This window comes from Ruminococcus sp., from assembly GCF_024684275.1.
In genome coordinates, this window is record NZ_JAIKXF010000109.1 from 21,644 (window position 1) to 35,301 (window position 13,658).

9 protein-coding genes, 1 pseudogene and 1 riboswitch are annotated in these 13,658 nt (G+C 47.0%); of the genes and pseudogenes, 7 read left to right on the top strand and 3 right to left on the bottom strand.

Annotation, left to right across the window (positions count from 1 at the left end):
* Positions 1-12 precede the first annotated feature (12 nt).
* Both dapA and asd read right to left on the bottom strand, forming a co-directional pair.
* Entirely contained in the window at positions 13-903 is an 891-nt protein-coding gene (dapA, locus tag K5677_RS12840) for a 4-hydroxy-tetrahydrodipicolinate synthase (protein ID WP_296728720.1), read from the bottom strand.
* Positions 904-1,166: 263 nt separating this feature from the next.
* Positions 1,167-2,246, bottom strand: coding sequence for an aspartate-semialdehyde dehydrogenase (asd, locus tag K5677_RS12845; RefSeq protein ID WP_296728723.1), 1,080 nt, complete (start codon positions 2,244-2,246; stop codon positions 1,167-1,169).
* Positions 2,247-2,347: 101 nt separating this feature from the next.
* Positions 2,348-2,519: riboswitch (Lysine riboswitch) on the bottom strand.
* Positions 2,520-2,594: 75 nt separating this feature from the next.
* Here asd and K5677_RS12850 point away from each other — a divergent pair.
* The 6 genes and pseudogenes from K5677_RS12850 to K5677_RS12875 form a co-directional block, all read left to right on the top strand.
* Positions 2,595-3,014 (top strand): annotated as a pseudogene (locus K5677_RS12850) (DNA alkylation repair protein); the annotation flags it as partial.
* 279 nt (positions 3,015-3,293) lie between these two features.
* Positions 3,294-4,325 carry a tRNA preQ1(34) S-adenosylmethionine ribosyltransferase-isomerase QueA gene (queA, locus tag K5677_RS12855; protein WP_296728745.1) on the top strand — a complete coding sequence of 344 codons (1,032 nt, stop codon included), beginning with the start codon at positions 3,294-3,296 and terminating at the stop codon, positions 4,323-4,325.
* Between the two features lie 23 nt (positions 4,326-4,348).
* Positions 4,349-4,726 carry a hypothetical protein gene (locus K5677_RS12860; RefSeq protein ID WP_296728726.1) on the top strand — a complete coding sequence of 126 codons (378 nt, stop codon included), beginning with the start codon at positions 4,349-4,351 and terminating at the stop codon, positions 4,724-4,726.
* Positions 4,727-4,768: 42 nt separating this feature from the next.
* Positions 4,769-5,899 carry a tRNA guanosine(34) transglycosylase Tgt gene (gene tgt, locus K5677_RS12865; protein WP_296728729.1) on the top strand — a complete coding sequence of 377 codons (1,131 nt, stop codon included), beginning with the start codon at positions 4,769-4,771 and terminating at the stop codon, positions 5,897-5,899.
* Between the two features lie 29 nt (positions 5,900-5,928).
* Positions 5,929-8,313 (top strand): hypothetical protein, encoded by a 2,385-nt coding sequence (locus K5677_RS12870; protein ID WP_296728733.1) that lies wholly within the window; start codon positions 5,929-5,931, stop codon positions 8,311-8,313.
* Positions 8,314-8,346: 33 nt separating this feature from the next.
* The gene (locus tag K5677_RS12875) at positions 8,347-8,748 is read left to right on the top strand and encodes a PaaI family thioesterase (RefSeq protein ID WP_296728737.1); all 402 of its coding nucleotides are present in this window, start codon (positions 8,347-8,349) and stop codon (positions 8,746-8,748) included.
* A gap of 53 nt (positions 8,749-8,801) precedes the next feature.
* On the opposite strand, the gene K5677_RS12880 is transcribed toward K5677_RS12875, so the two are convergent.
* The gene (locus K5677_RS12880; RefSeq protein ID WP_296728741.1) at positions 8,802-10,712 is read right to left on the bottom strand and encodes a GGDEF domain-containing protein; all 1,911 of its coding nucleotides are present in this window, start codon (positions 10,710-10,712) and stop codon (positions 8,802-8,804) included.
* A gap of 540 nt (positions 10,713-11,252) precedes the next feature.
* Between K5677_RS12880 and K5677_RS12885 the strand changes: the two genes are divergently transcribed.
* Positions 11,253-13,658 (top strand): endo-1,4-beta-xylanase (locus K5677_RS12885; RefSeq protein WP_296728744.1); only part of this gene is annotated, 2,406 nt, incomplete at its 3' end.

Sequence of the window (13,658 nt, forward strand, 5' to 3'; positions counted from 1 at the left end):
GATAATGTTCAGTTATTTGACAAGTCCGTGCTTTGCAAGTGTAGCCTGAAGCTTAGCCTTGTGCTCGTCGGTCATCTCGCAGAGAGGCAGACGACATGGACCTGCATTCCAGCCCACCATGTTCATAGCTTCCTTTACAGGGATAGGATTGACCTCAATGAACAGGTCGTTGATGATGTCGAGGTACTTGAGCTGGAGCTTCATAGCCTCTGCGAAGTTGTTATCGAGGCAGAGCTGAACCATATCGTGCATTTCCTTAGGGATAATGTGAGAAGCAACAGAGATAACGCCCTTACCGCCGAGAGACATGATAGGAACTACCATATCATCGTTTCCGCTGTAGATGTCAATATCGTCGCCGCAGGCAGCAGCAAGCTTTGCAACATAGCTGATGTTGCCGCTGGCTTCCTTGATAGCAGCGATGTTCTTGTGCTTAGCGAGCTCCTTAACAGTAGCAACATCGAAGCCGCAGCCTGTTCTGCTGGGAACATTATAGAGTATTATCGGGATATTTACAGCGTCAGCAATAGCGGTGAAGTGAGCGATAAGTCCCTTCTGAGTAGCCTTATTATAGTAAGGAGTAACGTGGAGGAGAGCGTCAGCGCCTGCTGCCTCAGCCTCCTTTGAGAGCTCAACTGCATAGCGTGTGTCATTGCTGCCTGCACCTGCGATAACAGGAACTCTGCCTGCGGTGTGCTTTACAGCGAACTTTATGCAGTCGCGGTGCTCGTCATCTGTCATAGTAGCGGATTCTCCTGTAGTACCGCAGATAACGATAGCGTCAGTGCCCTTTTTAATCTGGTCGTCGATAACACGGCCGAGCTCGTCGTAGTTTATAGAACCGTCGGCGTTCATAGGAGTGATTATAGCCACAGCAGCGCCGGTGAAAATGGTATTCTTCATAGACTCAAATCCTTTCGTCTAATTCATAATTCATAATGCATAATGCATAATTATATGCATTCGCCCATTATGTTACAAATTTTGAGTATTGAACTGTAGGGGAGCCCGCCCTCGGGCTCCCGAAAGGTTGCTGTTGTTGTATTGCGGGAGGGCGAGGGCGCCCTCCCCTACAATTGACTTTTTTCTCGGGCGGATAATATCCGCCCCTACAAATATATTCGTTGCCGTAAGCGTCAACGCGGAAGCCTGCGGGGGCTCCCCACTTAATCAAAATAGCCCTTTGCTGCAAGGAGTTCAGCAAGAAGCACGCCGCCGCCTGCTGCACCTCTCAGTGTATTATGTGAGAGGCATACGAACTTGTAGTCGTACTGTGAATCCTCTCTGAGACGGCCTGTAGAAACAGCCATACCGCCTTCGAGGTTTCTGTCAAGCTTAGCCTGTGGACGATCGTTTTCCTCAAAGTAGTGAATGAACTGCTTTGGAGCGCTTGGGAGCTGGAGTTCCTGAGGAACGCCCTTGAAATCAGCCCAGAGCTTGAGGATCTCTTCCTTTGAAGGCTTGTTTTCAAATGTTACGAATACAGCAGCTGTGTGTCCGTCTGAAACAGGAACACGGAGGCACTGTGTTGTGATATTCGGAGCTGTAGCCTTAACGATCTCATTACCCTTGATCTCGCCCCATACCTTTAATGGCTCCTGCTCGGATTTTTCCTCTTCGCCGCCGATGTAGGGGATAAGGTTATCTACCATTTCAGGCCATGTCTCAAAGTTCTTGCCTGCGCCTGAGATAGCCTGATAAGTACAAGCAAGGACGTTCTTCAGCCCGAACTTTCTCAGTGGGTGGAGTGCAGGAACATAGCTCTGGATAGAACAGTTTGACTTAACAGCAATAAAGCCTCTCTTTGTGCCGAGGCGCTCACGCTGAGCCTTGATGATCTCGATGTGCTCCGGATTTATCTCAGGCACTACCATAGGAACATCAGGTGTGAATCTGTGAGCGGAGTTATTGGAGACGATAGGGCACTCAGCCTTTGCATAAGCCTCCTCAAGAGCCTTTATCTCGTCCTTCTTCATATCAACTGCACAGAAGCAGAAATCCACCATGCCTGCGATCTTCTCTATGTCATTTGTGGCATCAAGAAGCACCATATCCTTCATAGCTGCCGGCATAGGAACAGCCATCTTCCAGCGGCTGCCAGCTGCCTGCTCATATGTCTGTCCTGCGCTTCTTGGTGAAGCAGCAAGCACCTTTACATTGAACCACGGGTGGTTCTCCAGCAGAGTTGCAAATCTCTGTCCTACCATGCCCGTTGCGCCTATAATACCTACGTTGTACTGTTTCATACTTACCTCTCCTTGAAAAAATTTTCCTAAAAATAACAAAAACCGGTTGCAAACCGGCTCATCATGCGTTATAATAGAAATGTTGACATATCAAAACGAAATATGCCGATAGCTCTCCATCAAAGCATGATGACAGCTGTATACCTGTTGAGCATACAGCCAGAGCTGAATCTACCAAAGACAGCTCTTCGGCGGCATTGCCTTTCGCTGCACACCATAGGACAGGTGATCCCGTGTACAGGTACTTTTCGCAGCCGCGCCTCTACCTTGTAACTATAATAGCACTTTAGCGCCCCATTGTCAACAGTTTTCGGAAATTTTACAAAAATAATTTGAAAGGACACAGCCATGAGTATCCTCACTGATACAGAAGAAGCCCTTTTCGGCATGAAAAACGAAGAGTACGCTGTATTTATGCAGAAGCTCACGCCAACTCACAGCACAGACCACTTTATCGGTGTAAAGACTCCCGAGCTGAAAAAGCTTGCAAAGGATATGCGGAAGCGCAGCGATACAGATGAATTTCTCGGAGCGCTGCCCCACAGGTATTTTGAGGAGGATCAGCTCCATGCTTTCATTATATCTGAGGAAAAGGATTTTTCCCGCTGTATCATGCTGACAGAAGCCTTTCTGCCATATGTTGACAACTGGGCGACCTGTGACCAGCTTTGTCCGAAGGTATTCGCAAAGCACCGCAGCGAGCTTATATCATATGTGGATAAATGGATAGGCTCGGGGCAGACCTACAGCGTCAGATTCGCCATTGGCGTATTGATGAGACATTTTCTCGGCGAGTACTTCCACACGGAATATGCTGACAGAGCTGCTGCGGTCATTTCAGATGAGTATTATATTAATATGATGCGTGCGTGGTACTTTGCAACTGCACTTGCTAAGAATTACGGCGAGGCGCTTCCTTACATTGAGCAGAAGCGCCTTGATAAGTGGACTCACAACAAGACCATACAGAAAGCTGTTGAGAGCTTCCGCGTTTCAGATGAGCATAAGCAGTACCTGCGCACCTTGAAAAAAAAAAGGAGAATAAAATTGGAACTTCTTAAATCGGATTTTTACTATGAGCTTCCCGATGAGCTTATCGCGCAGACTCCCATAGAGCCGCGAAATGCCTCGCGCATGATGTGTGTTGACCGTAAGACGGGGGCAATAACTCACGACCACTTCTATAATCTATGCGGCCACCTCAAAGAGGGTGACCTGCTGGTCATGAACGACTCAAGAGTTATCCCTGCAAGGCTCTACGGCGAGAAAATAGGCAACCAGACCTTTATCGAGTTCCTGCTGCTTGAGCAGAAAGGGGACAAGCTCTGGGAGATAATCTGCCGTCCGGGAAAGAAAGCAAAGGTGGGAACACGCTTCTCATTCGGCGGCGGAAGGCTTGTTGCAGAGGTAGTTGAGGTAAAGGACGACGGCAACCGTATCGTACAGTTTCAGTGCGAGGGGAATTTCTTTACCGCTCTTGAGGACGTGGGACAGATGCCCCTGCCTCCATATATAAAGGAAAAGCTGAAGGACCGCGAGCGCTATCAGACGGTATATTCAAAGGAGCTTGGCTCTGCGGCGGCTCCTACGGCAGGGCTGCATTTCACCCCCGAAATGCTTGATGACCTTCGTTCACGGGGCATAAAGACGGCATTTGTGACGCTTCATGTCGGACTTGGGACCTTCCGTCCTGTCAAGGAGGACAACGTCCTCGACCACAAAATGCACAGCGAGCATTATTATCTCCCCAAGGAGACTGCTGACCTGATAAACGAGACAAAGAAAAACGGCGGACGGGTTATTGCAGTCGGCACTACCACCTGCCGTACATTAGAGAGCGTAGCTACCTTTTACGGGGATATTTCCGAGCACGAGGGCTACACAGACATATTCATTTACCCGTCATATGAGTTCAAGTGCATAGACGGACTTATCACAAACTTTCACCTTCCCGAGAGTACACTTATTATGCTGGTTTCCGCATTTATGGGCTATGATAACACAATGAACGCATACAGAACGGCTGTTGCAGAGCGATACCGCTTTTTCAGCTTTGGTGACAGTATGTGCATACTATAAATATTTGATTTGAGGAGTAAGAAATGGCAGAAATGGAACTTTATGATTTTTTCAAGGGAATAATCGATTCCGAGGAAGGACCTATAGTCCTTTGCAATCTCGATTACAGGGTGATATATGAGAATACTGCGGCTGAAAACTACTATGCACCTGTAGCGCCGCTTACAGGCAGGCTTCTTTCAACAGTCATGAACGATGAGCAGATGAGCAAGGTAGTCATGAGCGTGGAGTGGTTCAAGGAGGACGAAAAGAATAACAAGGTATTTGCTTTGCACGACGAGAAGCATAATATGGATATGTACATTCTTGCTATAAGAAATACAAAGGGGGAGCTTATCGGCTTCTACGGACGCCGTGAGGACAGGACTCCTGATTCAGGCAAGGAATTTGACCTGGATTGAGACTTGCACTTCTGCGAAATTCAATAAACAAAAGGAGCGACTATGTTCACACTTTTAAAGACCGATAATAAAGCAAGACGAGGCTCTTTTGAGACTGTTCACGGCACCTTTCAGACACCGTGCTTCATGAACGTGGGTACTGCCGCCGCTATCAAGGGCGGTATATCCTCAGTTGACCTCAAAAGGCTGAAAACTCAGGTGGAGCTCTGCAACACCTACCACCTTCACCTGCGTCCGGGCGACCATGTTGTAAAGCAAATGGGCGGACTCCATAAGTTCATGAACTGGGATAAGCCCATACTTACCGACAGCGGCGGATTTCAGGTATTCTCACTGGCGCAGCTCCGCAAGATAAAGGAGGAGGGCGTGTATTTCGCCTCTCATATCGACGGACACCGCATATTTATGGGACCTGAGGAGAGTATGCAGATACAGTCCAATCTTGGCTCTACTATTGCTATGGCTTTTGATGAATGTATCGAGAATCCCTCTCCGTATAAGTATGTAGCGGCTTCTATTGAGCGTACCACACGCTGGCTCATACGCTGCAAGGAGGAAATGGCTCGCCTCAACAGCCTGCCCGATACCATAAACAAGCATCAGCTGCTCTTTGGCATAAATCAGGGCTCCACATTTGACGACCTGCGTATCAAGCATATGGAGGATATTGCAAAGCTTGACCTTGACGGCTACGCTATAGGCGGACTTGCCGTCGGTGAGGCTACAGAGGAGATGTACCGCATTATCGACGTGGTAGAGCCGTATATGCCCGTACACAAGCCCCGTTACCTCATGGGCGTGGGAACTCCGTCAAATATAATCGAAGCCGTTGCAAGGGGGGTGGATATGTTCGACTGCGTAATGCCCAGCCGAAATGCCCGTCACGCAACAGTTTTCACATGGAGCGGCATAATGCACCTCGGAAACAAGTGCTATGAGACAGATCCAAGACCTGTTGACGAGCAGTGCGATTGTCCTACCTGCCGCAATTTCAGCCGCGCCTATATAAGACACCTGTTCAAGGCGAATGAGCAGCTTGCAGGCAGACTTGCCGTACAGCACAACCTCTATTTCTACAATACTCTTACCGAGAAGATAAGAGAAGCCATTGACGAGGACAGATTTGAACAGTTCCGCGGCAAATACTCACAGCTTCTCGCAACAAGAATATAAGAGCCCTGCTCTGAAAAAACGGAGATATTATGGAAACTTTTCTTTTTATTTTAATGTTTGCGGTCTCTGTCGCTGTGACCGCAGTCTTTTTGCATGAAACAAAGAGCGACATCAGAGGAAAAGAGCCTGTGAGCAAAAGGCTTGCCGCAGTGCGCAGAGTATCCCTCTGTGCGGCTCTGGTGCTTGTATTTATAGCAGCTGCTGAGCTCCTTCACATAATAAATATCGGAGCCTATTCGGGAGCATTTACTGTTCTCGGTGCTATGGCTGGTATATCGGCTCTTGTCTGTACCATGAACAAAAAGCGCCGCTACCACTCGGCAGTATGGGTGGTAAAGGCTGTCATTATTGCGGCGGTGCTGGAGACTACTGTATTCAATGCTCCTACATTCCGCCTCTGGTTCGGCACCTATAAAAGCGTTTATTTCTCAGCAGAGGAGTGCTCCGACAGCGCAGATGTCAATTTCCATGCCGACACAGGGAAGCTTGATGTCCGCGGCGACAGGACGTCGGTATTCACCCTTGAGGATATAAACTTTGAGGTGGCAGACGTTTTTGTTGATCTTGATTATGATACCCGAACAAAGGCAGCTGAGGTCTCAGTCGACGCTATGGACGAGACCTGTGCAGTTGATTACAGACCTGCTGTTGCAGAGGGCAGACCTGTTATAAAAAGACCTCATTCCCAGTACATACAGCTTCATCTTTCGGGAGATGTCAGCAGGCTGAAAGTATCAGTTTCTCCATTTAACAGCGGAGCAGTCTCTATAAAGGGCATAGGCTTGAATCAGCAGATACCCATGAGCATATCATGGGCGAGGCTGGCACTTATAATCTTTGGCATTGTCTTCTGGCAGCTCATGATGAACAGCAAGACAATGCAGCAGAGCATAACAAAAAACAAGCGTATATTCCGTCTGGCGGCGGTGTTCATTACAGATGCAGCCTGTCTTGCGGCAATAGTAATCACCTTTGTCAAGCTTGACAATTACTCTATAACCGACATAATGAAGCGTACAGAGGGAAATCAGATGACTCAGGAGCTGGTTGAAGCCTTTGAAAACGGCAGCACAAGCCTCCTTGAAAAGCCTTCTGATGAACTGAACAGCTTTGATACTCCGTATACAGGCGACGCCCGTGACAAAGCTAATTTGGAGTATGAGTGGGACCACGTTTATTTTTACGGAAAGTACTACAGCTACTACGGCATAGCGCCTGTAGTGCTGCTGTTTCTGCCCTATCATAAGCTGACGGGGTATTATTTCCCCGATTCTATGGCGGTGCTCCTGTTTGCCCTGATAGGCATTATCGGACTTACCAAGCTTTACAGAGAGTTCCTTAAAAAGCTCTTCCCGAAAACTCCCACAGGCATAGCCGTAGCAGGACTTATCATATTACAGGTGGTAAGCGGTATATGGTTCAGCATAGGCAGACCTGATTTCTACGAGATAGCAATGTCGGCAGGCTTTGCGGCACTGACATGGGCAGTATATTTCATGCTTTCCGCAGACATAATAGGTACGGGCAAGCCCGTTCTCTCACGTACAGCTGTTTCGTCGCTGCTTTTTGCCATAGCAGTGCTTTGCAGACCTACGCTGGTGCTTTACTGTATCACCGCAGGAGCATTCATGTTTCTTGCAGTTCCCAGAGCCGCAGGAGCGGTGAAAAATGGGAAAAAGCCCGAGGACGGCTCGCGGAAGCTTCGCTATATCCTCTGTGCGATTCTGCCTATGGTCTGTATCGGAGCGATACAGATGTGGTACAATTATGACCGTTTCGGCTCTGTGTTCGAGTTTGGCATACAGTATTCGCTGACTATCAACGATTTCACAAAGACTCAGTTCCACAGCAGGCTTTCACTTGTACCTATATATAATTATATGTTCAATCCGCCGACATTCTCAATGACCTATCCGAATATAAGCACTGAATTCCAGTTCCTCAACGCAGGCGGCTTCTTCTACGCAGACCTGCCCTCAACACGCAATACCTCAGGATTGTTCTTCCTTGCACTGCCTATGTTCGTGTATCTGCTGTCATTTAAGGCGCTCAGACAGCTCCGCGGCAGAAAAAAGAAGCTCCTCATGGCATTTTACGTAGGAGTACCCTGTCTGCTGATCCCCTTCGGCATAATCGCCTCTGTATGGGAAAGCGGCTATGCAGTGCGCTATATGGTGGATTTTTCATGGCAGTCGCTCCTCGGAGCATTGGCTATAATGTTCTTCCTCTATGAGAGGCTTACAGACAAGACCAAGAAAAAGCTGGTATTCGGCTTTATGTGGTTCTCGGCAATGTGGGCACTGATAGTCGGAGGCGTACAGGCGTTCAATCAGGCATTCCGATTTGATGTGTTTGACCTTAGCTATCCTGAAATGGCATATGACGTGCAGCGCATTTTTGCCTTCTGGAACTAATTTATCAATTTTATTATAAAAAGGAGAATCAATATGGTATCAAATGAAGAACTCGAAAAGGTACGCGAAATATTCCGCGGTGACAGATATGCTACAGAGACAGGCGCAGTTATTGACGAAATAGGTGACCATTATTCAAAATGCAGTCTCGTTATCAACGAGCACCACAAAAACGCTATGGGCGGAGTTATGGGCGGAGTTTACTTCACCCTCGCTGATTTTGCCTTTGCTGTCGCTTCAAACTGGCAGCAGCCAGGAGTAGTAGGACTCAATGTTGATGCTTCTTTCATAGGAGTTCCAAAGACAGAGCGTATAATCGCTGAGGCTAAGCTTGTAAAGGACGGCAGGACTATCTGCTGCTATAATGTTGACATCAGGGACGATATAGGAAATCCTGTTGCAGCTGTTCAGTGTGTTGGTTTCAGAAAAGCGTGATGATGCGCTGATAAGTGCAAAAAAGCCATGAAGCGAAAGCTTCATGGCTTTTATCATATCTTTTCTGATTTTCTTGCGGCTTTTTTCTCCTTTTTGACCTCATACATCTTGTCGTCAGCCATTTTTATGACACTGAACAGAGTATCCTCCTTCTGAGCCACAGTGATAACACTTCCGATACTTGCAGAAATGGTATAGGGCTTCTGGATAAGCTTATTGAGGCTTTTGAGTGACTTTGTTATCTTCTTGCTGAGGACATCTGCGGTGCCGGCATTGGCGTTTGGATCAAAATATACGAACTCATCGCCGCCGAAACGAGCGCAGATACAGTCCTGACCGCAGCAGCTGCTGATGGTGCTGGCAAGTCGCTGTATAGCAAAATCGCCCTCATTGTGACCGTAGTTGTCGTTGATGAACTTCAGACCGTCCATGTCGATAAAGCTTATCATGATACGTCTGCCCTCGGCAACACACTTGTTGAAGACATCATCTGCATGATTATAGAAGCCGTTTCTGTTATATATGTTGCACAGCGGATCAATGACGTAAAGACGCTTCAGCTCGGCGTTGACCTTGTTGAGGTGGAAGAGCTTGCGGATATTTTCCAGCGAGTTGCTGAGTATCATAGTCAGGGTATGGCAGAGGAGACTGTATGTCGGAAACTCACTGTTTGTGAATATGTAATAGCCGAGACAGCGGTCGCTGTAATGCAGGGGCAGGAAATAGTTCACGCAGCCTCTTTCCTCGAAGCCCTCAGGGAACATTTCGCTGCTGTGGAAGGTTTCCACGCTCCTGCGCTCGCCTTTATCCCAGATAAGCGGAGCGCTCATGCATTCGGAATAATACTCCTGAGCCTCGGGAACGCTTTCAGAGCTGTAATCGTCCTGCCAGTCCTCACTTAGGCAAAGGGTGAACTTTTCACATTCAAGCTCGCCGATAAGGTTGTTTATAACATTGAAGTACTGTTCGGCGGTGAATGCCTCTGCAAGACCGGCTGTAAGGCGGTTTATCATGTGGATATTGTTATTGGTATCCTCAGATTTGCGGTAGGTGAGCTTCTTGTACTCTACCAGCTCGTCCGTGCCCGAGCATTTGCAGCCGCAGCTTTCGCTGAGAGCAGGCTCGGCATCGAGGATAGTGCTCTTAGGCTGAGGGATACCGTCAAGGACGTTGGCGAGTATTTCAACCGCCTTGTATCCAACATCATAAAGTGGACATTTTACAGATGTGATAGCAGGGCTGGAATTACGTGCACTGAATGTGTTGTCAAAGCCTGTTATCATTATATCGTCAGGTATCTTGTATCCCAGCTTTTCCAGTGACGAAGCAACGGTAAGAGCCATACTGTCGTTTGCGCAGATGAACGCATCGGGGAGGGGGAGCCCTGATTCCACAAAGGCGTCTACAGCCATTTTACCGTCATAGCTCTTGAAATCACCGTAGAATACACGCTTCTGGTCAACAGTGAGACCATTTTCCTCCATAGCACTGACAAAGGCGTCATAGCGCGATTTTCCGTCCGGATTGCCGAGAGGACCTGAAACGTAGTTGATTGTTTTTGCACCGTGATCCTTTATTATGTGGTTCACGAGCTTTTTCATAACGTCGAAATTATCTATGCTTATATCGTAGAAATCGGAGTTTTCGTGATTTTCAAAAACAACAGCAGGGATATCTGCGGCAAGAACATTTTTGAATATCCTGTTTCGCAGTTCGGTATCGCCGAAGGTGTTGGTCATAAGGATAGCGCCGTCGAATCGGGTATAATCGATAAGATTGTAGATGCTGCTCTCACCGATGTCGAATGTGGTACTGCCGACCATTCCACCGAAGCCTGCAACATAGGAGATATTCACATTGTGGCTGTAGGCATAGGTGCTGATACCCTTGAAAACATTATGCTGGTATTCTTCATCAAGTCCCGAAACCACAACAACAATTTTTTTGGTTTTGTTTTTGTCCATGATATCCCCTCTTTTAATCTGAAATAATATAAAGCCTTTATGTACATTATAACACTTTTATTGCAAAAATAAAGTTGAAAATGTGAAAAATCGGTGTACAGAGAAATTTTTGTAGGAAGTGACATGAAATTACCACTTTATTTGTGCATAAAGCTGATTTACAATAAGTTAAACAAACGATGATTAGTTCAACCAATTATATATAGTTATAAGATAATATTAAAGTGACATAAAAGTGACACGAAAAACAGCTTTTTATGCACGGGATAATACCAATAAATAGCTAAAAAACAATAATGTATAAAAAAACTGCTGTTGCGTGACCGAAAATGTACAAAAAAAGCAAAAAATGAGCAAGGCAAAAAATACTTAGCAAGAATTGACTTGAATAGTTCACAGAAATGTAATAAAATGATTACAGAAGCTGAGGAAAAAGGAGGGACGTGAGACCAAATAGGGTTTCGGCGCTTTTACTCGGCGAGAAAAGGGAAAAATCATTTTTTAGGTTTTATCAATTTTGGAAAGTGAGGAATGATCAACATGAAAAAAGGCGCATTCAAGAAGATCGTCAGCGCAGGCTTGACAGCAATGATGGTCGCTTCAAGTGTACCTTCGATCCCCGCAGCAGTTGTTCACGGTGCTGATCAGCAGCAGAGAGGCAACATCGGCGGATTCGACTATGAGATGTGGAACCAGAACTATACTGGTCAGGTTTCCATGCAGCCCGGCGCTGGCTCATTTACCTGCTCATGGAGCGGAATCGAGAACTTCCTGGCACGTATGGGAAAGAACTACGACAGCAAGAAGCAGAGATATAATCAGATCGGTTCTGATATCACTCTTACATATGATGTAGAGTACACACCAAGAGGAAATTCGTATATGTGTGTATACGGCTGGACAAGAAATCCTCTTATGGAGTACTATATCGTAGAAGGCTGGGGCGACTGGCGTCCACCCGGAGACGGAGCTGAGAGAAAGGGCACAGTTTCTCTCGATGGAAATACATACGACATTGCTAAGACAATGCGTTACAACCAGCCATCACTTGACGGTACTGCTACATTCCCTCAGTACTGGAGCATCCGTCAGACAAGCGGTTCAAGAAATAACACTACAAACTATATGCAGGGTACTATCCACGTAGGCAAGCACTTTGACGCTTGGTCAAAGGCTGGTCTCGATATGAGCGGTACTCTCTATGAGGTTTCTCTTAATATCGAAGGTTACAGATCCAACGGTTCTGCTAACGTAAAGAAGATCGCTGTTTATGAGAACGGACTTCCAAATGGCCAGACAGGACAGACAGGTTCAACTGGTTCAACAGGATCTACTCAGACACAGACAGTAAAGGCTGACTCAAACGGCAATTACTTCACAAATACTTTCGAGAGCGGCGCAGGCGACTGGACCGGCAGAGGAGATGCAACTGTTACAACAGATTCCTCTAATTATTATGACGGCAGCAAGTCACTCTATGTATCAGGAAGAACACAGGAGTGGAACGGCGCAGCTATCGCACTTGATCCAAATGCATTCGTTCCGGGCAATACATACAGCTTCAGCACTGCTGTTCTCCAGAAGTCAGGCAGCTCTGCAACTGTACAGATGTCACTCCAGCAGGGCGACGGCGACAGTGCATCTTACACACAGATCGCTGAAGCAACAGCAGAGAGCGGTGAGTGGACAAAGCTCGAGAATACAGAGTTTACAATTCCTGCAAACTCAGGAGATATGATCCTTTACGTTGAGACTCCTCAGGATTCCGGCGATCTCTTCGATTTCTACATCGATGCAGTTCAGGTATCCGACAAGGGTAAGAAGTCTTCAGTAGTAACAGGTCAGGGTACAGTTTCCGGCGGAAGCAGCACTGGTTCAACAGGCAGCACAGGCAGCACTGGCAGCACTGGCTCAACAGGTTCTTCAAGCAACTACACAGGTGTTCGCAAGCACCAGAACCTTGATTACACATACAACAAGGGCGGCGACGGTTTCAAGGACTACATGGGACCATACTTCCGTCTTGGTACATCAGTAAGCGGTTATGAGATCGGCAACGCACAGGCACAGCAGTTCATCAAGAAGAACTACAACTCAATTACCTGTGAGAACGAGATGAAGCCTGATTCTATCGTTAAGGGCGTAAGCGGTGATAACGTAAATATCAGCCTTCAGTCTGCTGACCAGATCCTCAAGTTCGCTGAGCAGAACGGTATCGGCGTTCGTGGTCATACCTTCGTATGGTACAGCCAGACTCCTGAAATGCTCTTTAAGGAGAACGGAAGTTACGTATCAAAGGACAGAATGAACAAGAGACTTGAGAGCATGATCAAGAACACATTCTCACAGCTTAAGTCCAACTATCCTAAGCTCCAGGTTCACTCATACGACGTTTGTAACGAGCTCTTTGAGAACGACGGCGGCGGAATGAGAAACTACTCAAAGTGGAAGGACGTATACGGCGCAGGCAACTATGACTTCGTAGTAAACGCATTCAAGTATGCAAGACAGTATGCACCTTCTGAGACAAAGCTTTACCTCAACGACTACAACGAGTATATGTCCAAGAAGACAAGCGACCTCGTTAATATGGCTAAGAATGTAATGAAGGAAGGCGACTATATCGACGGTATCGGTATGCAGGCTCACCTTGCAGCAAGCTATCCTTCAGCAAGCGAGTTCGAGACAGCTATCAAGCAGTTCGAGTCACTCGGTCTTGACGTTCAGATCACAGAGCTCGATATTACAAAGAATCAGAGCAATCAGGGTACACTTTATAAGCAGATATTTGAAGTTGCTATGAAGCACGCTAAGAACATCTCATGCGTAACTCTCTGGGGTACAACAGATGAGAGAAGCTGGAGAAAGAGCGAGAACGGCGGAGATCCTCTCCCATTCAGCAACTACCAGCCAAAGAGCTTCTACAACGACATCATCGGTCTTACA

Bases quoted from the DNA above. Each gene is read 5' to 3' on its own strand.
- dapA (WP_296728720.1), bottom strand. From the start codon at position 903: ATGAAGAATACCATTTTCACCGGCGCTGCTGTGGCTATAATCACTCCT.
- asd (WP_296728723.1), bottom strand. From the start codon at position 2,246: ATGAAACAGTACAACGTAGGTATTATAGGCGCAACGGGCATGGTAGGA.
- K5677_RS12860 (WP_296728726.1), top strand. From the start codon at position 4,349: ATGGCAGAAATGGAACTTTATGATTTTTTCAAGGGAATAATCGATTCC.
- tgt (WP_296728729.1), top strand. From the start codon at position 4,769: ATGTTCACACTTTTAAAGACCGATAATAAAGCAAGACGAGGCTCTTTT.
- K5677_RS12870 (WP_296728733.1), top strand. From the start codon at position 5,929: ATGGAAACTTTTCTTTTTATTTTAATGTTTGCGGTCTCTGTCGCTGTG.
- K5677_RS12875 (WP_296728737.1), top strand. From the start codon at position 8,347: ATGGTATCAAATGAAGAACTCGAAAAGGTACGCGAAATATTCCGCGGT.
- K5677_RS12880 (WP_296728741.1), bottom strand. From the start codon at position 10,712: ATGGACAAAAACAAAACCAAAAAAATTGTTGTTGTGGTTTCGGGACTT.